21 protein-coding genes and 1 tRNA gene are annotated in these 20,901 nt (G+C 64.3%); 12 read left to right on the top strand and 10 right to left on the bottom strand.

The genetic code is table 11. From position 1 onward, the window contains the following. Position 1 precedes the first annotated feature (1 nt). Positions 2 to 607, bottom strand: a complete 606-nt coding sequence (locus JQ635_RS15635; RefSeq protein ID WP_211410727.1) for a GDYXXLXY domain-containing protein — start codon at positions 605 to 607, stop codon at positions 2 to 4. After that, positions 604 to 1,875, bottom strand: a complete 1,272-nt coding sequence (locus JQ635_RS15630; RefSeq protein ID WP_211410726.1) for a DUF2157 domain-containing protein — start codon at positions 1,873 to 1,875, stop codon at positions 604 to 606. The genes JQ635_RS15635 and JQ635_RS15630 overlap by 4 nt, the downstream gene beginning before the upstream one ends. Before the next feature lie 273 nt (positions 1,876 to 2,148). Here JQ635_RS15630 and JQ635_RS15625 point away from each other — a divergent pair, with 273 nt between their 5' ends. Next, the gene (locus tag JQ635_RS15625) at positions 2,149 to 3,135 is read left to right on the top strand and encodes a Bug family tripartite tricarboxylate transporter substrate binding protein (RefSeq protein WP_246583556.1); all 987 of its coding nucleotides are present in this window, start codon (positions 2,149 to 2,151) and stop codon (positions 3,133 to 3,135) included. A 38-nt stretch (positions 3,136 to 3,173) separates the two neighbouring features. Here the strand turns inward: JQ635_RS15625 and JQ635_RS15620 are convergent, their stop codons facing one another. Next, positions 3,174 to 4,379, bottom strand: a complete 1,206-nt coding sequence (locus JQ635_RS15620) for an FAD-dependent oxidoreductase (protein ID WP_211410724.1) — start codon at positions 4,377 to 4,379, stop codon at positions 3,174 to 3,176. On the opposite strand from JQ635_RS15620, the gene JQ635_RS15615 reads away from it, so the two are divergent. Then, positions 4,379 to 5,287 (top strand): AraC family transcriptional regulator, encoded by a 909-nt coding sequence (locus JQ635_RS15615; RefSeq protein WP_246583555.1) that lies wholly within the window; start codon positions 4,379 to 4,381, stop codon positions 5,285 to 5,287. The genes JQ635_RS15620 and JQ635_RS15615 overlap by 1 nt on opposite strands. Before the next feature lie 27 nt (positions 5,288 to 5,314). Here the strand turns inward: JQ635_RS15615 and JQ635_RS15610 are convergent, their stop codons facing one another. Continuing rightward, on the bottom strand, positions 5,315 to 6,295 hold the full coding sequence (locus tag JQ635_RS15610; RefSeq protein ID WP_211410723.1) for a Bug family tripartite tricarboxylate transporter substrate binding protein: 981 nt from the start codon (positions 6,293 to 6,295) through the stop codon (positions 5,315 to 5,317). 79 nt (positions 6,296 to 6,374) lie between these two features. Then, positions 6,375 to 8,015, bottom strand: coding sequence for an FAD-dependent oxidoreductase (locus JQ635_RS15605; RefSeq protein WP_246583554.1), 1,641 nt, complete (start codon positions 8,013 to 8,015; stop codon positions 6,375 to 6,377). A gap of 113 nt (positions 8,016 to 8,128) precedes the next feature. Here JQ635_RS15605 and JQ635_RS15600 point away from each other — a divergent pair, with 113 nt between their 5' ends. The 3 genes from JQ635_RS15600 to JQ635_RS15590 all read left to right on the top strand — a co-directional run bounded on the left by JQ635_RS15600 (position 8,129) and on the right by JQ635_RS15590 (position 10,070). Then, entirely contained in the window at positions 8,129 to 9,058 is a 930-nt protein-coding gene (locus tag JQ635_RS15600) for a LysR family transcriptional regulator (RefSeq protein ID WP_211410721.1), read from the top strand. An 80-nt stretch (positions 9,059 to 9,138) separates the two neighbouring features. Continuing rightward, on the top strand, positions 9,139 to 9,561 hold the full coding sequence (locus JQ635_RS15595) for a nuclear transport factor 2 family protein (RefSeq protein ID WP_246583553.1): 423 nt from the start codon (positions 9,139 to 9,141) through the stop codon (positions 9,559 to 9,561). Positions 9,562 to 9,644: 83 nt separating this feature from the next. Continuing rightward, positions 9,645 to 10,070 carry a DoxX family protein gene (locus JQ635_RS15590; RefSeq protein WP_211410720.1) on the top strand — a complete coding sequence of 142 codons (426 nt, stop codon included), beginning with the start codon at positions 9,645 to 9,647 and terminating at the stop codon, positions 10,068 to 10,070. A 152-nt stretch (positions 10,071 to 10,222) separates the two neighbouring features. Here the strand turns inward: JQ635_RS15590 and JQ635_RS15585 are convergent. Beyond that, positions 10,223 to 10,312, bottom strand: a tRNA-Ser gene (locus tag JQ635_RS15585). Between the two features lie 137 nt (positions 10,313 to 10,449). On the opposite strand from JQ635_RS15585, the gene JQ635_RS15580 reads away from it, so the two are divergent. Further along, positions 10,450 to 11,313, top strand: a complete 864-nt coding sequence (locus JQ635_RS15580; protein ID WP_211410719.1) for an alpha/beta fold hydrolase — start codon at positions 10,450 to 10,452, stop codon at positions 11,311 to 11,313. 177 nt (positions 11,314 to 11,490) lie between these two features. On the opposite strand, the gene JQ635_RS15575 is transcribed toward JQ635_RS15580, so the two are convergent. Next, a complete protein-coding gene (locus tag JQ635_RS15575) occupies positions 11,491 to 12,603 on the bottom strand; it encodes an ROK family protein (RefSeq protein WP_211410718.1) in 1,113 nt (370 codons plus the stop codon). 316 nt (positions 12,604 to 12,919) lie between these two features. On the opposite strand from JQ635_RS15575, the gene rplU reads away from it, so the two are divergent. The 3 genes from rplU to JQ635_RS15560 all read left to right on the top strand — a co-directional run bounded on the left by rplU (position 12,920) and on the right by JQ635_RS15560 (position 14,411). Then, a complete protein-coding gene (gene rplU, locus JQ635_RS15570) occupies positions 12,920 to 13,294 on the top strand; it encodes a 50S ribosomal protein L21 (protein WP_128928980.1) in 375 nt (124 codons plus the stop codon). A gap of 102 nt (positions 13,295 to 13,396) precedes the next feature. Beyond that, positions 13,397 to 13,666, top strand: a complete 270-nt coding sequence (gene rpmA / locus JQ635_RS15565; protein WP_018643862.1) for a 50S ribosomal protein L27 — start codon at positions 13,397 to 13,399, stop codon at positions 13,664 to 13,666. A 151-nt stretch (positions 13,667 to 13,817) separates the two neighbouring features. Further along, positions 13,818 to 14,411, top strand: a complete 594-nt coding sequence (locus JQ635_RS15560; protein WP_211410717.1) for a GNAT family N-acetyltransferase — start codon at positions 13,818 to 13,820, stop codon at positions 14,409 to 14,411. A gap of 194 nt (positions 14,412 to 14,605) precedes the next feature. On the opposite strand, the gene JQ635_RS15555 is transcribed toward JQ635_RS15560, so the two are convergent. Continuing rightward, a complete protein-coding gene (locus tag JQ635_RS15555; RefSeq protein ID WP_211410716.1) occupies positions 14,606 to 15,520 on the bottom strand; it encodes a DMT family transporter in 915 nt (304 codons plus the stop codon). A 254-nt stretch (positions 15,521 to 15,774) separates the two neighbouring features. On the opposite strand from JQ635_RS15555, the gene JQ635_RS15550 reads away from it, so the two are divergent. From JQ635_RS15550 to JQ635_RS15540, 3 genes are all read left to right on the top strand, one after another. Beyond that, positions 15,775 to 16,257 (top strand): MaoC family dehydratase, encoded by a 483-nt coding sequence (locus JQ635_RS15550; protein ID WP_211410715.1) that lies wholly within the window; start codon positions 15,775 to 15,777, stop codon positions 16,255 to 16,257. A gap of 85 nt (positions 16,258 to 16,342) precedes the next feature. Beyond that, on the top strand, positions 16,343 to 17,383 hold the full coding sequence (gene obgE, locus JQ635_RS15545; RefSeq protein ID WP_211410714.1) for a GTPase ObgE: 1,041 nt from the start codon (positions 16,343 to 16,345) through the stop codon (positions 17,381 to 17,383). A 249-nt stretch (positions 17,384 to 17,632) separates the two neighbouring features. Continuing rightward, positions 17,633 to 19,267, top strand: a complete 1,635-nt coding sequence (locus JQ635_RS15540; protein ID WP_211410713.1) for an alkaline phosphatase family protein — start codon at positions 17,633 to 17,635, stop codon at positions 19,265 to 19,267. Between the two features lie 132 nt (positions 19,268 to 19,399). Here JQ635_RS15540 and JQ635_RS15535 read toward each other — a convergent pair whose 3' ends face one another. Next, on the bottom strand, positions 19,400 to 19,753 hold the full coding sequence (locus JQ635_RS15535) for a hypothetical protein (RefSeq protein WP_211410712.1): 354 nt from the start codon (positions 19,751 to 19,753) through the stop codon (positions 19,400 to 19,402). Between the two features lie 159 nt (positions 19,754 to 19,912). Next, entirely contained in the window at positions 19,913 to 20,878 is a 966-nt protein-coding gene (locus JQ635_RS15530) for a Bug family tripartite tricarboxylate transporter substrate binding protein (RefSeq protein WP_211410711.1), read from the bottom strand. Positions 20,879 to 20,901 lie beyond the last annotated feature (23 nt).

Below are 20,901 nucleotides of genomic sequence, written 5' to 3'. Positions count from 1 at the left end.
CCTAATACCAGGGCTCCTCATACACCGGCTTGCCGTCGAGCAGCAGCCGCTTGATGGCGGCGCGACCTGAGGGCAGCACGGCGGCGACGACGCGCAGCTTCTGCTGGTTGCGGGCCTGCTCGAGCGTCCTGCCCTCGCCTTCGGGCACGAAATAGCTTTCGAGACCGTATTTGATCGTCAGCTTGTCACAGAAGATGGGGCTGGCCGAACCGCAGGCATGGCTGACGCGGCCGCGGATCAGGATTTCGGGTGCCGTGACCGGAACAGGCTCGGCATGCACCGAGACGGCCTCGTAAAGCCCGTTGGCATTGGGCGCGAGCTTGACGAAAACGACGGGATTGCGCGTCCCGGACGGTTTCCCAGTGAGGCTACCTGCCGGCAGCTGCGAAATGTCGTAGCGGAGCACGACATAATCACCGCGCAGGAGATCGCGGGGATCGACCGGCTGGGTCTGCAGGGTCACCTCACGGCCGTCGCGCAGGATCTGCATGCGATCGGCGACCATCAGAACCAGCAGCACGCATTGGATCAGGATGGCGGCACCGAACAGCACGGCTTTCGGGATGCGCTGCCAGAGTTTTGCGACGGATGCGATCAGCTCGGTCATCGCTCGGCCCTCGGCAGCATGCGATTGAGCGCGGTTGCAAATGCGACGGCCGCGACGCCCGCCGCTGCCAGGAAAGCCGAGCGACGCAGCAGCGATCCCTTCACCGCCCAGGTGATGCCGGCGATAACCCCGGCAATCCCGAGCCAGCCCGCGACGATGCGCGGACGCACGTCATCGAGCATGCCGGAGACGACGAGACACAGCATGGCGCTGAGCAGCGCGGCATAGGCGAACCAGGACTCGCCGGCCATGGATGCCGGCCAGACCGGCGCCGCGAGCAGCACCAGCCCGATCGCACATGCCGCCAGGACTTCACCTGCGCGCCTCGTGATCCCGGCGGACGCCAGCGCAAGGATCACGCCGGCAACCCCGCACACAATGGCCCACAGCGGCTGGCCCGCACCAGAACCGGTCCGGAAGCGGACGATGTCGTCGACCGTGGTCACCTCCAGGAACGCGGCGACGGCCAGCGAAAACGCGCCGTAAATCGACAGGACGCTGCCGAGCCGGAGCGCCCTCGGCGACGGCGCGGCGGCGATCGCGAGCCCGGCGCCGAACAGCAAGGCCGCACCGTTCGCAAGCACGAATGACGGCTGGGCTCCGTCGAACTCGAAGCGAAACGACGTCGCGACCCACCATGGAATCACCGCGATCGCGACGAGGTGGGCGGCGACGCGGGAATGCCAGGCAAAGGCGAGCGCTGCGGCGAACAGCCAGACCACTGGGAATGGAAGATGCAGGACGTCAGGCGCATCGTAAACCCGCATGCAGGTCCAGATCGAGGCAGCCGCGAGGCCGACCGCAAGCGCGCCGCGCGAGCCGGTCAGCACCGCTGCGGCGAATGCGCCGATCGACCACAACAGCATGCCGCCGGCAAAGTCTTCGCCGAGATGATACATCTGGCCGACCAGCGCGATGCCCGCACCGAAGATGATCGCACCGATGCTGGCACAGAGATCGGCGAGAACGCTGCGCCCCGTCGCGGCGAACCAGGCACCGAGGCCGCCGGCGACGACCATGCCGGCGATCAGGATCGCAAACCGCATCAGCCGCGCGATCTCCGTCCAGTGCGCCGCGACGAAGGCGAGAAACGCGGCTGCGATCAAGAGGCCGCCGACGATGCCAACGACCACGGCGATGTTGATGCCGGGGGAGAGCGGGGGCAGCGCGTTACGGATGCTGACGGCCGTCGCCGGCGCGATCACGCCATCGGCTTCCCATTGCGCAAGGTCGGCCTCGAGGCGCTGCCGATAGGCTTTGTCGAACATCGTCGTGAATTACCTCGTTCCCAGCCGGCCGGCGGGCTGTTGCTAGGTCGGCCCCCGCGGCCGGCAGGTTCAACCCGTCACCGCTCCTGCGGCTCATCGATCTTTTCATATTTTGCAAAAGAGATGCTCAGACTGCGCCAATGGTTGGAGGAGACTCAAGGCTGTAGCTTTCGCTCAACATGGCCGTAAACGGCCACGCTGCAGCGAGGGAGGACTTCATCCATGGGATTTGGCGCGGGCAGCGGCCTGAGCGGTCGCCCCGGATCCACGGTGATGAGAGCGCTCCTGTGTCTCGTCGCGGCGACGACACTGGCGCTCCAGGCGGGCGCCGCGGGGGCCCAGACGGCCGAGGAATCCTGGCCGAACCGCGCGATCACCTGGGTGGTGCCGTTCGGGGCCGGCGGCGTCACCGACCTCGTCTCGCGCAAGATCGCGGAGCTGCTAAGGACGCGGCTTGGGCAGCCCGTAGTGGTGGAGAACCGACCCGGCGCTGGCGGGACCATTGGGACGGAGTTCGTTGCTCGGGCCCAGCCTGACGGCTACACCGTGCTCTACGCCTCCGGCGGGCCTATGACGATCCAGCCGAACCTGGGGCTGGCGAAGCTCAACTACGACCCGCTCAAGAGCTACGTCCACGTCCGCGGCGTGAGCTCGGCGAACCAGATCCTCGTCGCGACCGCAGCAGCGCCCTACAGCACGCTGGCCGAGTTCGTCGCCTACGCGAAGGTCAACCCGGGCAAGGTCAATTTCGGCTCCCCCGGCCCCGGCACCGCCCAGCACCTCGCCGGCGAGATGTTCCAGGCGGCCGCCGGCATCAGGTTGACCCACGTGCCCTACAAGTCGGGCTCGAGCCAGATGACCGACATGATGTCGGGCATCCTGGACGTCTCCTTCGACTACCTCGCCGTGCTCAGGCCGCTGATCGACACCGGCAAGGTCAAGGTGCTCGGCACCACCGGCACGGCGCGGCTGGCCGCACTGCCCGACGCGCCCACGGTGCTGGAGGCCGGCTACAAGGACGCCGTCAGTGTCGGCTCGACCTGGGTCTCGGTCCCGGCCGGGACCGATCCGAGAATCGTGGGCAGGCTCTCTGAGGCGCTGGCCGCCGCGCTCGCCGATCCCGCCATCGTCGCGGACCTCGTCGCCAACGGCCAGGTGTCGATCGCCGACAAGGGGCCGGCCGAGATGGAGCCGTTCATCGTCGAGGAGACCGCACGCTACAAGCGGGTGATCGAGAGCGCGGGCATCGCCGCGCGTTAGCTCAGGCCGGACTCCAGACCGCCTGCGCATGCGTTGATTTACAGGACGACTTCGCCTGGCGCCAGATTGAACAAGCGCATCGCGCCTTGCCGTGAGGCCGTGATGGCGGCATTGGCCCGCAGGCGCATGTTGTCCTCGTAGTCAGCGATGACATCGCCCAGGCAGTGCGAGCCGCTAGAGGCTTTCGCAAGCGCCGCGGCGAGGCGACTGGAATCGTCCAGCGCGGTGTTTGCGCCCACGCCGCCGGCCGGGCTCATCGCATGGATCGCGTCCCCGACGAATGTCAGTCTGGAAGATGGCCACGGCGTCAGCAAGCGCGCGCTGCGCACCGGCAGAGCCGCGACTGTCGCGGCGTCCGCCTCCGAGAACAGCGACCGGAGCCCGACGGCCCAGCTTCGTGCCAATCGGACGACCGCTTCTTTCAGAGTCACGCCGGCCAGGGCATCCACGTCGCCGATATCAAGGTCCGCCCTTCGGCCGATGACGGCCCAATAGATGTAGTCATCGACCTCAGTCAGATGGGCCGTGCCGTCCGGGAAGCGAAAGGACATGGCCTCGACAATCGCCGCGAAGCGATCTGCAAAGATCACCGAGGTTCCCGCCAGGAGTTCACTGCCGATGCGTGATGCGGGTGTTGGATTCGTCTTGCCGTAGATGCAGAGAGAGTTGGTGTCCTCCGGATCCGCGAAGGGGAAGTTTTGACGGCGTAGAGAGGAATTTACTCCGTCTGCGCCGACGAGCACATCGGCGACGATGATCTCGCCATCGCCGAACCGCACCCGGAAGGCACCGCTCGGGAGCTCTTCGCAATGCGCGAACGCCTTTCCAAAATGGACATGCTCCTCTATTCCGACGAGCAGGATTTCACGCAAGGTCGACCGGTTCGCGCTCAGGTCGCCGAGTGGCGCATCGTCGTCAAGTGAGACTGTTTGCGCGGCGGAGCGCCAGGTTTCCGACGGACGCCCGTCGATCACCTCCAATTGCGTGTTGAAAAATCGCCCAGCCGAACGCGAGACCGCACAGCTCTGACGAAAAAGCAGATTCAGCTCCGGCGGCAGACATGCGGCCAACGCGCGCTGACCGACCTCGTCAATCCTGATTCGGTAACCTTGCGATCGGCTATTGGCGGCACGATCCTGCTCGTACACGGCAAAAGGGATACCATGTTTCTTCAATCCCTGAGCCAGACACAGACCGCCAAGGCCGGCCCCTATGATGGCGACGTGATAGTCCTGCTGCGTCATTGGACAACCGATCCGATTGCGATGATCGCAAAGTTAGAACAAGCCGCAAAATCCTGATAATCATCTACGGCCTCAAAATGGTGATACTCGGCCAAATGCAGCGAGAACAAGCGGCGGAAGACTTCATCGAACGCAACGACGGGGCCGCGCTGATTGCCATCGCGGGAAGTGACGCACCGGACAGCAGCTACCGGCTCGGCACGCGCGAATATGACTGGCACAGCCATGTGCGTGGGTTGATATTTTGTGTCGAAAGCGGGCTTGCCCATGTCCGAACTTCACATGGCTCGTGGCTATTGCCGCCGAATCGCGCGGGCTGGATTCCGCCGGGTGAGCCGCATTGGGTCCATGTCGTGAGCGCGTTGAGCGGCTGGAGCGTGATCGTCACGCCCGATGCATGTCGGCAATTGCCGGATCGGCCCTGTATCTTTAGCATCAACGAATTGACGCGTGAGCTGGTCCGCAGGGCCATGTCATGGCCGATGCCGGATGATCTTGACCCCGCCAAGGAGCGCCTCACGCGGGTTCTTCTCGACGAGATGGTGCGCGCGCCTCTCGAGCCGATAGATCTGCCCATGCCCTCCGATGCCCGATTGGCGCGCATCGCACGAGCGGTCTTCGAGAGGCCGGACGACCCGAAAACGCTGGAAGAATGGGCGGACTGGGGCGCCGTCTCGTCACGAAGTCTGCGCCGGATGATGCGTATCGAAACCGGAATGAGCTTCGGGCAGTGGCGTCAGCAGGCGCGCCTCACCCGCGCACTTGAAATGCTGGCGCAGGGCACACCCGTCGCCGTCATTTCCGACGCGCTCGGCTACGCCTCCCCCAGCAATTTCATTGCCATGTTTCGTCGCGCCTTCGGCAAGCCCCCGGCGCGTTATTTCTCGGGGCGCGCAGAGAGCCGATAACGGACGGCTGCCGATAACCCCGGTGCTTTAGTTCGCCTTGATGCCGGCCTCGCTGATGAGCTTGCCCCACTTCGTGCTTTCGCTCTGAATGAAGCGGCCGAACTGCTCGGGCGCCATCGGCGCCGGCTCTGCGCCGAGGGTCAGGATCTTCTCCGCCACCGAAGGGTCCTTCAGGGCTTTGGTGAAGGCTTCGTTCAACCGGCCAATGACCTCCGCAGGCGTGCCGGCGGGAGCAACGAGCCCGAACCAGCCGATGGATTCGAAACCCGCGATGCCGCTCTCGGCAAGCGTCGGCACATCGGGCAGGGATGAAAGACGGCGCGCGGAGGACACGCCGATCGCGTTGAGCTTGCCATCGAGGATCAATTGCCGCGATGCCGGGATGTCCAGCACCGCGAAGGGGACATGGCCTGCAAGAACATCGACCGTCGCGGGCGCGGTCCCGCGATACGGGACCAACTCCATGGCGGTCCCGGTCTTCTGCGTGAACAGCGCGGCCGTCAAATGCATCGCCGTCGAGTTGCCGCCATGCCCGATCGACAGCGCGCCCGGCTTGGCCTTGGCCAGCGCGATCGTCTCCGCGGTGGTGTGCGCCGGGATGTTCGCGGACGCGACCAACACAAAGGGAATTTCCGCGAGCAAGGTGATGGGCGCGAGATCCTTCAGCTCGAACGGCATCGAGGAATTGAGGTGCGGATTCACCGTCAACGCGCCCGCCGGCGCCACGCCGAGCGTGTAGCCGTCGGGCTTGGCCTGCGCGACCGCCGCCATGCCGATGTTGCCGCCGGCGCCCGCGCGGTTCTCGATGACCAGGGTCTGCTTGAGCTCGGCGGCGACCAAGGGTTCGAGCGCGCGGATGACGGTGTCGGCGCTGCCGCCGGGCGGGAAGGTCACGATGACCTTGATCAATTGCTCGGGATAGGCGGCACGGCCTGCCTGCAGCGGCAACACGGCGAAAGTCGCAGCCGTCAGCACGGCCAGGATGCGGCGCCTTGCAACGTGAAACACGTTCTCCTCCTTAAGTGTGCTCTTGTTCTTGAAACACAGCCGGCGGCCTGCGCCGCCAGGCTGTCCGCTTGAAGTCGCCTTACGTCGCCGCGCCAGTGATGCGCGCCAGCAGGCCCAGTGGATCTTCGGGCGCGACCTGCCCGCGCCACGCAATGTGCTGATCGGGCCGCGCCAGCACCAGTTTCTCGGCATAGGCGCCGTTCGCCTCCTCCGGCGCGATGTCGACCAGCGCAAGCGGCACGCCACGCTCCTTTGCTGCGGACAGCAGCCGCGTCACATCGATCGCCGGATCGAACCGCAACAATGTGTAGCCGGCGCCGAACGCATCGTAGAGCGATCGCCCGTCGCGCAGGAACAGATGCGGCGCGCGGGAGCCTGGCACGGTGGACGGCGTGAAGCTGCCCATCGCGTAAGGCGGCGGTGTCTCGCCGTCATAGGCGATGATCGGCGAGGCATCGTAGTAGTAGCCGAAGTTCAATCCGGCGCAGCAGTATTGCTGCACGTTGAGGTCATAGGCCGCTCTCGCCAACGCCGCGCGCGCGGCGTGGCCGCGCGGCGTGTCGTCCTCGATCTCCGCCGAGACGCCGCCGCGCTGCGCCATCATCTTCATCGCGTGATCCATCGCAAAGCGCGACACCTGCTCGGTGATGGGCTGGCGCTCCGCCTCATAGGCATCGAGGATCGCGGCCGGCGCCCAGCCGTTCAGATGCGCCGCCAATTGCCAGCAGAGGTCGACGGCGTCGGCGATGCCCGCATTCATGCCGTAGCCGGCATAGGGCATCCACAGATGCGCGGCGTCGCCGCAGATGAAGACCCTGCGGTCGCGGAAGCGATCGGCTACGAGGCGACGCCCGACCCAATCCTCCTTGCTGAGGACCCGGTATTCGAAACGCTCGTCGACGCCGAGGATGGCACGGATGGCCCAGTCGCGATCGACCGAGTCGAACTCGGGCTCATCAGGCTTCAGATGATTGTGGATCAGCCAGCGGTCGTGACCATCGATCGCAACCGTGGTGCCCGAGCGGCGCGGATTGAGCGAGAGCACCATCCAGGCCGGCTTGTGTGCGCCCATCAACTCCTTCAGTTGCGGCGCCTCGATGAAGGTGGATTGCACGCGCTGGATCACCGGCGTGCCGGACAGGCTCGCGCCGATCGATTTGCGAACAAGGGAGCGGCTGCCGTCGCAGCCGACCATGAAGGACGCCTCGATGCGGAACGAACTGCCGCTGTCGAGATCGCGCGCCAGCGCGACGACATGATCGTCGTGCTGCTCGATATCAGTGATTTCGGTGCGCGCCAGGATCTTGATCCGCGGCTGCGCCGCGGCATGACTGAACAGGATCGGCTCGAGATAGACCTGGTTGATCCGGTGCGGCGGCTCCGGCGTCGGCCACCAGGTGTCGGGGCCGCCGGTCGCGCTATAGCGGCGCGCGCGCGAGGGAATGTCGATGCGGCAGAGCTCGATGCCAGTCGCCGTGGTCCGATAGGAGCAGTCGTTGGGGAAGTCCTCAGGCAGGCCCGCGTCGCGCAGTTTCGCAGCAACGCCCAGCCTTCGAAAGATCTCCATCGAGCGCGCCGACACGTGATTGCACTTGACGCTGGGCGGATCGCCGGCGTGACGGATCTCCGCGACGACGACATCGATCCCGCGCGAGGCCAGATCCATCGCCGCGGTCAATCCGACGGGCCCGGCACCCACCACCAGCACCTGTGTCCTCATATTCGTTTCCATCCCTTGTCGCCGCGGGGTCGTTGCCCACGCAGTCTGCATTTTATTGCAGGTCCGTTTATGCGATAAGCCGGAAAGAACTCATTAATTCATGAGCTTTGCCTATGAATGTCACCTTGCGCCAATTGCGGGCCTTCACGGGCGTGTACCGGACACGCAGCATCACGCGGGCCGCCCGCGCGCTCGGGATCACGCAATCGGCGGCGAGCCTGTTGATCCAGCAGCTCGAAGCCCAGCTCGGCGTCAAACTGTTCGACCGTTCCACGCGCTCGGTGCAGCCGACGCTGGCCGCCGACGAGGCGTTCCACGCCGCCGAACGCATGCTGAGCGATGCGCAAGGCCTGTCGCGCCGGATGCGCGACCTCGCGCAGGCCCGCGCCGGCCGCGTCGCGTTTCTCGCCTCGGCCGGCGCCGCATCAGCGCTGCTGCCGCTGGTGCTGGCAAAATTCCGCGCCAGTCATCCCGACATCGAGATCGACATGCGCGATGTTGCCGCCGACGATCTCGTCCCACGCCTGAGCACGACCGATGCGGAGTTCGCGATCGGCAGCGTGGAGGGCGAATTCGCCGACATGACGGTCGAGACACTGACCCGCGGCCGCCTCAGCGCGATCGGCCGCCGCACCGCGGACTTCGCCGCACGGCGCGCGCTCACATGGGACGAGCTGGCACAACTGCCGACGATCGCGATGCGCCGCGAGAGCCGGATCCGCATGCAGATCGATCAGGCGCTGAGTGCGCAGGGCAAGCGCCTCGATCCGACCTATGAAGTGATGCTGATCAACACTGCGCTCGCCATGACGGCGCAGGGCCTCGGCCTCGCCATCCTCCCCGCGACGATGCTGCCGGCCGACCAGTTTCCGACGCTGATCGCAAGACCGCTGGTGCGGCCCGCCCTCACGCGGCCCGTGTCGCTGCTGCAGCGTCAGGGACGGACGCTGTCGCCGGCGGCGCAGGCGTTTGTGGCGACGGCCCGGGCGGTCCTCGCGCAACAGCCGGGACCTGGCACAGCGCGAGCAATAGCGCAAAAATAGAAACTATGCCTTTCCTTCATTTCTATTTTAATCTCAATCGAGCGAGGTCAGTTTGAGGGCGCAACAGAGGAGCTCTCGTCATGACCAAGCAATCGAGCGAGATGCACGTCGAAGACGTCAGGCCCTCCACAAGCGACGACCCAAAGCTCATCACGACGTTGTTGAAGCGCAATGTCGCGGAAGTGTTCGGCGAGAACAATCCTGACCGCCGCAGGGCAGCGATCCGCGACCTCTTCGCTGAGGATGCAGCCGTCCATGCTCCTCCCGGCGTTATCGTGGGACGCGACGCACTCGACAAGTTCGCGGGCGATCTTCGCAGCCTGCATCCCGACTACGTCTACACGCCATCAGGAGAGCCTCAAGTCGTGCACGATTCAGCTCGCTTGGCCTGGGGATCGGGCCCCAAGGGCGAGCCACCGCGCTACACGGGCGAGGACTTCATCCTCGTGCGGAACGGCAAGATCGCAGCGCTCTACATCTACCTGAATTCTCCGCCCGTCTGATCTCAACAAACCAGATTTCCACCCGGCGACGAACACGTCGTGTCGTCGTCATGCGACTTCAACCAAGCACAGGAGTGATTACGATGGATACGACCCGTTATGCTTCTTTCATCGGCCGACTGCTGATCGGCCTTCCCTTCGCCATGAGCGGTTTCGGCAAACTTGCCGCGTATGGTGCGACGACCGCCTACATCGCCTCCGCCGGATTGCCCGTACCGCCGCTTTCTTATGCGATTGCCGTCCTCGTTGAACTCGGTGGCGGCCTGCTGCTGATCGCGGGTTATCAGACACGCGCGGTCGCGCTTGCGCTGGCGGTGTTCTCGGTGGCAGCAGCGATCTCGTTCCACAACAACTTTGCCGACCAGAATCAGATGATCCATTTCCTCAAGAACGTGATGATGGCAGGCGGCCTGCTTCAGATCGTCGCCTTCGGCGCCGGCGCGCTCAGCCTGGACGCGCGCTTCCTCCACAACAGCGGTGGCGTCGCGGGAGTCGCACACGCGCGTTGAACGACATTGATCACGGAAGACCCGTCGTCATCGGCGGGTCTTCTGTCATGTTCGACGCAAGTTCTGAGAGGGCTTGGTCGCCTTGGGCGGCATCAGGAGCCTGGCATCCAGAAAAGACCCGTCTTCAGGAGTTTTCTCGATTCGGGTCATGATGGCGGAGAGGGAGGGATTCGAACCCCCGATAGGCTTGCACCTATGCCGCATTTCGAGTGCGGTGCATTCAACCACTCTGCCACCTCTCCTGAAGGCGCCATATAGGAGCTGCGGCCCCTGTGGTTGGGGGCGTTAATAGGCGAGGATGACGGGCCAGACAAGGCGCGAAAGGGGAAAATCCGCTGCCTCTTTTTGCCCCTCGCCCGGCCTCTGGGAAGGAACTGCCATGGAGCATCTGACGGTCACGGCCAATGGCGCCAATTTCCACGTGGTTCGCGCCGGAAGTGGAAAACCGCTGCTTTTGCTGCATGGATGGCCGGAATTCTGGCTGACCTGGGAGCCGGTGATGGCGCGCCTGGCCGACCGTTTCACGCTGATCGCGCCTGACCTCCGCGGCTTCGGCGACAGCGACAAGCCGGACGGGCCTTACGGGCCGGACGGCCATGCCGCCGACATGCTGGCGCTGATGGAGGGGCTCGGCATCGAGCGATTCGGCCTGGTCGGCCACGATGTCGGCGGCGCCGTGATGCAGCCTTTGGCCCGGCAGGCGGCGAAGCGGCTCACCGGACTGTTCTTCTTCGATTTCGTCTATCCCGGGATCGGGCCGCGCATGGCGGCGCCTGATCGGCTCAACCACATCTGGTACCAATCCTTCCAGCAGATGGAGATGGCGCCGGCGCTGGTCGGCGCAAGCCGGGAGAGCTGCCGGCTCTATATCGGCCACTTCCTCAAGGGGTGGGCGCATCGGAAGAACGCCTTCGACGACGTCCTCGACGCCTTCGCCGACAATTACCTCAAGCCCGGCAATCTCGCCGGCGGCTTTGCGCATTATCGGGCCTCGCATGCCGGCCGGGTCGCGATGATGAAGGGCGAAGCGCCGAAGCTTCCGCCGATCGACGTGCCAACCTGCGTGCGCTGGGCCGAGCACGATCCGCTGTTTCCCTATGCGTGGACCGATCGGCTGTCCGAGACCTTCAGTTCGCTCGATCTCGCGATGTTTCCCGGCGTCGGCCATTTTCCGCATCGGGAAGATCCGGATCGCGCGGCGGCGGAGATCGCGGCGTTCTTTCAGCGTGTCGGCTGGAGCTGAAGCATCGGAAAAACGGGGTGGGACCGCCAGACGCGGTAAACACTGGCGGTCCCGTGCCGCTCATTGCAATGCTGGCCGTGAAGGGCGGCTTCGCCGGCCAGGTGAAGCGACGATTCGACCCTAGCGTGCGACCGCCGTCCCGCAACGCAATCCGGTCCTTAACCTAACCGATCAAGGTTACTCCTTGTCGTTCTTACCTTTTTTCTTCCCGTTCTCCGTAGAATCCCTGTCCTTGCGGCGATTTGTGAAGCGGGCATTGCCGAGCCCGGTGCCGATGGTCAGCACGCCCCAGCGCTCGATATCCTGCATAAACGGCACCTCGGAGAGGCCCTGAACCACGCCGTCATTGTGCATCACGATCGCGGTGTCGTGCTCGCCGATGACGGGGATGCCTTCGATCAGGCTCGCCGGGAGGTTGAACTTGCTGCTCTCCCAATTGCCCGGCAGGTTCTGCGCGCCCTTCTCAATTGAGCCGTCCGCGTTAATCACGCCGGGACAGGCGATGCCGATAAAGGGCGCGAGCTTGAAGCCTTCCGTCTCGGCCTCGGCGATCAGCCCCTTCAGCATCTTGGTGAGCCGCTTCACCGCGCCCTCGCGCGTCGGCTCGTCGTCGGCATGACGCCACAGCTCGGATTTCACGACCTTGGCCTTCGACAGGTCTTTTGCCTTTTTCCAGCTCGTTTCCACGAGGCCACAGCGGATATTGGTGCCGCCGATGTCGACCGCGAGGATGCTGTCATGGGCCTCGAAGATCCAGGACGGCGCCAGGTGCAGCGCGCCGATCAGACCGGCTTCATCGGGATGATGGCGGATCGGCTGCAGGTCGATCTTGAAATCCTCGGATTTCAGGATGATCTCGGTGCGCGCGATGGCGAGCTCGCCGAGCCTGGAATCGCGAAAGCCGCCGCCGACCACGATGCGCTCGGTCCTGGCCCAGGCCTTGGTCTTGAGGAAGCGTCGCGTGACATAGGCGAGCTCCTGGGCAAAGTCCTCGATCGCGCTGTGCACCACCGCGGAGGCCTCGGTGTCGTCGCCGACCAGGATCGCGTCCAGCGTTTTCTTGCTGATGCTCTCCGACGGCTCCTTGCCGAACGGGTCTTCGCCGGTCTTGCGCAGCGGCTTGCGCCAGCGGTCGAGGATGTCGCGGAACGCGCCCTTGCTGGCGCGGTCGCCGAGAAAGCCGTCCTCGTCCTTGATCTCGATGTTGAAGCTGTCGACATCCACCGACGGCAGCCGTTCGGCGCCGTGATGGGCGATGCCTGTCGTCCTGACCAGCTCGTCCGTTGCCATGGGAGCCCTTGCCCGCTAGCTGTTCCGGCGGACTAACTGCGGGGGAACCCGTTGGTTGCAGCGTGGGCCGAGATTCGATTCCGCCCGGCAGACGGCCAAATCCTTCAAATTCCGGCGGTTTTCCTTGACTTGCAGCGGCTGGCCGCTATAAGTCCCACACCCGGCGCGGGGCGTTTCTCGCGCCGCTTATTTTTGCGTGGGTTTTCAAAGGGATAGGTCCCACCCGCGCAAAACGTACATAACCCATAGCGACTGACAAAAAGCCGACCCGGACGATGCTCGTCCCGAGGCCGGGATTGAACACGGAGAAAGAACGATGTTCGCAGTCATCAAAACCGGCGGCAAGCAATACCGCGTCGTGCCGGATGATGTTCTCGAAGTTGGCAAGATCGAAGGCGAAGTCGGCTCGATCGTGCAGTTGAATGAAGTTCTGGTGCTCGGCGGCGACACGCCGGTGCTGGGCGTTCCGACGGTGGCCGGCGCCTCCGTTGCGGTCGAGGTGCTCGACCACAAGCGCGGCCCGAAGGTCATCGCCTTCAAGAAGCGCCGCCGCAAGAATTCGCGCCGCAAGCGCGGCTATCGCGACGAGATCACGGTCCTCCGCATCTCCGAGATCCTGGCGGACGGCGCCAAGCCCACCAAGGGCCCGCGTCCGAAGAAGGAGAAGGTGGCGAAGGAAGCCGCCGAATAACGGGATTTGATCACGCCAATTCACGAATTGATGCGTGAGAAATCGTGAAATGATTCCGTCAAGGAATTGATCTAGAAATACGCAGGATTTCGGAGACGAGCTATGGCTCACAAAAAAGCAGGCGGTTCATCGCGCAACGGACGCGATTCGAAGGGCAAGCGCCTCGGCATCAAGGCGTTCGGCGGGGAGATCGTCACTCCCGGCAACATCATTGCGCGTCAGCGCGGCACCACCTGGCACCCCGGCCTTAATGTCGGCATGGGCACGGACCACACTTTGTTCGCCAAGGTCGAAGGTCGTGTTGCGTTCCAGGCTAAAGCCAACGGCCGCACCTTCGTATCGGTACTCCCGATCGCAGAGGCGGCTGAATAGAACGGTGGATCAAATTGGAGTCCGCCGGGTCCTACCAAACCGGCGGAGTCCTAGAGATCAAGAGATCGAAGGCTCCAGGGGAGGCGGGAAACCGGCCTCCCCTTTTCTTTGACTTGCTCACTTTCACTTAGTGACTTTCACGGAGCCGGACATGTTGCAGGATTTCTCGAGCGTGACTTTGCGGGAGGCGAGACCAAGCGTCGTCGCCACCGAGCGGCTGACGTTGCGGCGGCCGACCCTCGCCGACGTCAGGACCATCGCCCGGCTCGCCAACGACCGCCGCGTCGCCGAGAACACGCGCCGCCTGCCGCATCCCTATTCACAGGATGACGCCGTCGACTTCATCCGCGCCACCGCCGAGCTCGGCAGCGAGACCGTGTTCCTGATCGAGCACGACACGGGACCGGTCGGCATGGTCGGGATCGACTGCTCGAAGCCCGGCAATGCCGAACTCGGCTACTGGCTCGGCGTCGAGCACTGGGGCCAGGGCTTCGCCACGGAAGCTGCGCGCGGCGCGATCGACTTCTTCTTCGAGGAGTACGAGGACGATCATCTCCATGCCGGCGCGCGCGTCACCAACCCGGCCTCGCGCAAGGTGCTGGAGAAGTGCGGCTTCCAGTGGAGCGGCGTCCAGCTGCACCGCTTCCTGGCGCTGGGCTCCTCCACGCCGGTCGACTGCTTCCGCCTCTCCCGCGGCGTGTGGGCCTCGCTGAAGAGCTGGAGCAGCGCGCGACGGGTGAGGTAAGCGGAGGAGCTGCGGCATACTCAACTGTCGTCCCGGGGCGCGACGAAGTCGCGAGCCCGGGACCCATAACCACAGGGAGGAGTGTGAGGCGAAGCGCCCACTCCGAGTCTTCGCAAAACGACTTCCTGTGGGTATGGGTCCCGGATCTGCGCGCGCTTAGGGCGCGCTTGTCCGGGACGACGCGGAGATTGCGGCTACGCCGGCGGATTCACTTCCGCGCTCTCGCGCCCCAGATCGCGCTCACGCAGATAGATGTAGAACCCCGCGCCGATGATGATGGCGGCGCCGACGATGGTCGCGATCGAGGGGACATCCCCGAACACGACGAAGCCGAAGATCACGGCCCAGACGATCATCGAATATTGATACGGCACCACCACGCTGGCCGGCGCCAGCTTGAGCGAGCGGTTGACGCAGAACAGCGCCGTCACCGAAATCAGCCCGGCCATCGCGAAGATCACGAGGCTGCCCGATGTCGGCGGCACCCAGTGGAATGCCGACAGCACCGCGCCCAGCGAGAACGTACCGATGAATTGCGAGGACGCCATCACGATGTCGGGCGTCTTGCGCAGGCTGCGCGTGATCAGCATCAGGGTTGCGAAGGACAGGCTGCCGCCGAGCGCGATCAGCGCCGGCAGACTGACGGTTTGGGCCGACGGCCGCAGTGCGATCAGGACGCCGCAGAATCCGATCAGGATCGCGGTCCAGCGCCGCCAGCCGACCTTCTCGCCGAGGAAGATCGCCGACATCGCGGTGACGAAGATGGGGCCGGCGAGATAGTAGGTGATGACGTCGGCGAGCGGCAGATAGACCGTCGCGAGAAAGAAGGCGGCGACCTCCAGCGTCGAGAGCACGACACGAAACAGCTGCAGGCCCGGCCGCTCCAGATGCAGAAACTGGTGACGCTGCTTCCAGATCAGCGGCGACAGCAAGAGCAGCGCCGCGCAGGCGCGCAGGAACAGCAGCTGCCCCACCGAATAAGTCCCGACCAGGAACTTGCCCATGGCGTCGCCGAACGAGAACATGAAGATCGACAGCACCATGAGCCCGATGCCGGCCAGGCGCGCGGAGCGATCGTCATAGGCGGAGAGATTCTTGAAGAGAGGCATCGATCGGACTGCGAGGGATCGTCATTGCGAGCGCAGCGAAGCAATCCAGAATCTTTCCCCAGCAACAGTCTGGATTGCTTCGCTGCGCTCGCAATGGCGGGGAGAGAGCATCAGGAATCGGCGAGTAGTATCGCTTGCGGTCGTTTTAATGACGTGGGCGACAGGGACAAGCCCGCCACGCTGAATTGAACGGATTGTCGCACTCTTCGCATCGCAGTAGCGATAGAGGCCACACCGACAAAAAGAGCCCTGACATGAACGATTTCGATCCGGCCCAGCATCGCATGATCCCCGCGCAACGCTGGTTTGAGGATTTCGTGGTCGGCGAGCGTTTCGTGCTGCCGAGCCGCACCCAGACCTCGGCGGTGTTCGCGGCGTTCCAGACCGCGAGCGGCGACACCCATCCCGTGCACTACGACGTGGAATATTGCCGCAGCCGCGGCATGCCGCATCTGCTTGCCCATGGCTTCCAGACCCTGATCCACACCGCGCCGGGCGCGGGCCTGTTTCCGTTCATGGTCGAGGACTCCCTGGTCGGCTTCCTCGAGCAATCGAGCCGGTTCCTCAAACCCGTCTTCGCCGACGACACCATCTATCCCGCGCTGGAGGTCACCGAGCTGGTGCCGGGACGCACCACCGGCACGGTCACGCTTCGGAGCACCGTCTTCAACCAGCGCAAGGAGCTGGTGCTGGAAGGCATGCAGAAATTCCTGATCCGGCGGCGGCCAGCTGGTTAAGCAAGGGGTCAAATTCGCGGAATTTCGGCTGATTTGCGGGTAAGTCCGGGTTGCCGCGCGAGACCGGCTGGCCTACCTATGGCCCATGAAATTCCTCGACGAAGCAAAGGTCTATATCCGCTCCGGTGACGGCGGGAACGGCTGCGTGGCGTTCCGCCGCGAGAAGTTCATCGAATTCGGCGGTCCCTCCGGCGGCAATGGCGGCCGCGGCGGCAATGTCATCATCGAAGTCGCCGACGGGCTCAACACGCTGATCGACTACCGCTACCAGCAGCACTTCAAGGCCCAGAAGGGCGAGAACGGTATGGGCTCGGACCGTCACGGCGCCAACGGCAAGAACATTGTGCTGAAGGTCCCCATGGGCACGCAGATCTTCGACGAGGATCGCGAGACGCTGATTCACGACTTCACCAAGGTCGGCGAAAAGTTCGTGCTGGCCGAGGGCGGCAATGGCGGCTTCGGCAATGCGCACTTCAAGTCCTCGACCAATCGCGCGCCGCGCAACGCCAATCCCGGCCAGCCCGGCGAGGAGCGCTGGATCTGGCTGCGGCTGAAACTCATTGCCGACGCTGGCCTCGTCGGCATGCCCAATGCCGGCAAGTCCACCTTCCTGTCCAAGGTCAGCGCGGCGCGGCCGAAGATCGCCGACTATCCCTTCACCACGCTGCATCCGCAACTCGGTGTCGTGAATGCCGACGGCCGCGAGTTCGTGCTGGCGGACATTCCCGGCCTGATCGAAGGCGCGCATGAAGGCACCGGTCTCGGCGATCGCTTCCTCGGCCATGTCGAGCGCTGCCGCGTGCTGCTGCACCTCGTCGACGCAACAACCGAGCATGCCGGCAAGGCCTACAAGACGGTGCGCAAGGAGCTCGACGCCTATGGCGGGCAGCTCACCGACAAGATCGAGATCGTCGCGCTGAACAAGATCGACGCGGTCGAGCCGGACGAGCTGAAGAAGCAGAAGGACCGCCTGAAGCGCGCCGCCAAGAAGACCCCGCTGCTGATCTCGGGCGTCACCGGTCAGGGCGTGAAGGAAGCCTTGCGCGCATTGGCCGACGTGATCGGCGAAAGCCCGGTCTCCGCCAAGGCGAAGAGCGCGGCTGAAGCGGAGCCGTGGTCGGCTTAGTGGTCGTCCCGGCCTAGTGCGCAATTGCGCACCGGGGGGCCGGGACCCATAACCACAGGGAGTGGTTTGGCGAAGACTCGTGGTTCGGAACTACGACCGCACGCAATCGATAGATCACGCGGTATGGGTCCCGGCCTTCGCCGGGACGACAGTGGAGTATGCGGCCACGTGCCGGCGCACCATTAGCCGGTTGCCATCGCGCCTTCGATATCGCAGCATCAAATAATCAAGAAACGGCAGGGATAATTCATGGCGCGCGCGAAAAACGTTCTCTGGATCATGTGCGACCAGCTTCGCTATGATTATCTCGGCTGCACCGGCCATCCCACGCTGAAGACGCCCAACATCGACGCGATGGCGAAGCGCGGCGTGCTCTTCACCAAGGCCTATGTGCAATCGCCGATCTGCGGCCCGTCGCGGATGTCGTTCTATACCGGGCGCTACATGCGCTCGCATGGCTCGCACTGGAACGGCTGGCCGCTGCGTGTCGGCGAGCCCACACTCGGCGATCACCTCAACAAGATCGGCGTGCGCAACGTGCTGGTCGGCAAGACCCACATGGCGCCCGATCTCGAAGGCATGAAGGCGCTCGGCATTCCGCCGGAATCGATCATCGGCGTGCACGTCGCCGAATGCGGCTTCGAGCCCTATGAGCGCGACGACGGCCTGCATCCGACCGGACGGCCGCGCCCGAAATACGACGAGTATCTGCGCCGGCAGGGTTTTGAAGCCACCAATCCCTGGGAGCACTGGGCCAATTCCGGCGCTGCCGAGGATGGTTCGCTGCAGAACGGCTGGCTGCTGGTGCACGCCGACAAGGCCGCGCGCTTGCCGGAGGAGCATTCCGAGACGCCCTACATGACGCGCCGCGCGATGGATTTTATCAGCGAGGCCGAGACCGACGGCCGGCCGTGGTGCCTGCATCTGTCCTACATCAAGCCGCACTGGCCCTACATCGCGCCAGAGCCCTATGCGAGCATGTATTCGACGGACGACATGATCCCGGTGATCCGCTCCGAGCGCGAGCGCTCGAGCCCGCATCCGGTGTTCGGCGCCTATATGGACATGCGCTACTCCCGCAACATGGCGCGCGACGATGCCCGCGAGAAGGTGATCCCGACCTATATGGGCCTGATCACCCAGATCGACGACCAGATGGGCGTGCTGATGAAATTCCTGGAGGAACGCGGCCTGCTCGACACCACCATGATCGTGTTCACCTCCGATCACGGCGACTATCTCGGCGATCACTGGATGGGCGAGAAGGATCTGTTCCACGAACAGTCGGCAAAAATCCCGCTGATCATCATCGATCCCTCGAAGGAGGCCGACGCCACACGCGGCACGCGCAGCGACGCGCTGGTGGAGGGCATCGATCTCGCGCCGACTTTCGTCGACTATTTCGGTGGCAAGGTGCCGGGCCACATCCTCGAAGGACGCTCGCTGCTGCCGCTGCTGCGCGGCCCGACGCCACCGGATTGGCGCAAGGTGGCATTCTCCGAATACCACTACGCCATGCAGGACGTGCGGCTGAAGCTGAACCAGCCGATCGAGCGCTGCCGCCTGTTCATGGTGTTCGACGGCCGCTGGAAATACATCCACGCCTCGGGCTTCCGCCCGATGCTGTACGATCTCGAAACCGATCCGGACGAGTACGTCGATCGCGGCGACGATCCGGAATGCGCAGGCATCATCGCGCGGCTCCAGGCCGAGCTGTTCGACTGGGCGCTGCATCCGAACGACCACATCACCACACCGCGCGAGAAGATCGCGGCCTATGCGGACAACCAGCTGCAGGTGAAGGGCGGCGTCCTGATCGGCATCTGGGACGAGAAAGAGCTCGCGGCGATCAAGGACGGCATCGCCCAGCGCGCGAAGGTGTAGACCCTCATGGTGAGGAGGCGCGAAGCGCCGTCTCGAACCATGCAGGCCCCGCTGCTACAGCCGGGCCTTTCATCCTTCGAGACGCGCGCAAGAGCGCGCTCCTCAGGATGAGGGGATAGAGTACGCGGCTGGCTAGCTATCAACCACGCGCCCTTCAAATTCAGGCTTACCTGGCACCAGAAAGAGCCGATACCACTCAAATCCCCTTCGCTCGGCAATTTCGGCATTCGAGAGCTTCGCGGTTTCACCAAGGCTCGACTGATCGATCCCGAGATTTTGCGCCGCCGCGTAGACAGCGTAGTCGCCCCGCTCGATATCCGCAGAAATTGGCGGATCACTATCGATCACCGACATGACGTGGATCCGCCCGCTTCCGGAATGGAAATGCACGCAGGTGATCCGCTGCCACTCATCCGATGAAGGGGGCCGGTCGCTCGACACCAGCTCAACCCAATGGTCGTTGAGATCAGCTTCCGTGCCAATCATCCGAAACGCCGGCAAAACCTCGCTTTGTTTTCTCCGCGTCCCAGTTCTCCTCGTCATCAAGGGGCGTGAATGGATCGTCGCACACGACGATCTGATAATTGCTCGCAAATACGCGCGCAGCACCGAGTAACCGCTGTGTCATTGCCCCGCAAACCGGTTTCAATTCTCGATCTTGTATCCCGTCGCCTTGACGATCGGCTGCCAGAACGCCGTGTTGGCGGCGAGCTCCTTCGACAGCCCATCCGCATTGCTGCCGACCGGGATCAGGCCGATCGCGGTGAGCTTCTCCTTCACCTCGGGCTTGGCGAGTGCCGCGGTCGCGGCCGCGCCGAGCTTGTTCGCAAACTCCGGCGGGCTGCCGGCGGGAAGCCACATGCCGTACCAGGCGTCCGCCACGAGATCGATGCCGCTTTCCTTGAGCGTGGGAACCTCCGGCGCAAAGGGCGAACGCTCCACACTCGAGACCGCAACGATCTTCACGCCCTTGGCGCGATGCTGCGGCAGCGCATCCGCCAGCGTGATGATCCCGAATGAGACGTGGCCGCCGATGAGGTCGTTGAGAATGGGCGTGCTGCCGCGATAGGGCACGCGGCTCAAGGGAATGCCGAGATCCTTCTCGAGCTTCGAGCCCATGAAATGGGGGATCGTCCCGTTGCTCGGCACGCCGAACGAGGTCTTGTCGGGATGCGCCTTCAGCCAGGAGACAAATCCCTTGAAATCGGCGGCATCGATCGCCGGGCCGATCACGACCGCGAATTCGAACCGCGCCAGCAGCGACACCGGCACGAAGTCCTTGGCCGTGTCGAAGCTTGGCGTCGTCTCCACCATCGGCAGCAGGTACATAGTGGGGCCTGTCGTCACCAGCACCATGCTGCCGTCGGCGCTGCCGCCCTTCACCGCCCTGATGCCGATCAGGCCGTCGGCGCCGGTGCGGTTCTCGACCACCATGGTCCGTTGCAGGACCGGGGCCATCTCCTGCGCAATCAACCGGCACAGCGTATCGCCGCCGGCCCCCGCCGCGAACGGAAAGATGATTTTTGTCAGACCCGCCTGTGCTCGCACCTCGCCTGCCGGCGCCAGCAGCGGCATCCCCAGACATCCGGCCATGAATGTGCGGCGATCCATTCGTTTCCCCTCCAGCCCATTTG

It is taken from the genome of Bradyrhizobium iriomotense (genome assembly GCF_018130765.1).
GTDB classification, from domain to species: Bacteria; Pseudomonadota; Alphaproteobacteria; order Rhizobiales; family Xanthobacteraceae; genus Bradyrhizobium; species Bradyrhizobium iriomotense_A.
Note: the sequence above shows the minus strand (reverse complement) of the source record. Positions and strands in the feature narration are given on the sequence as shown.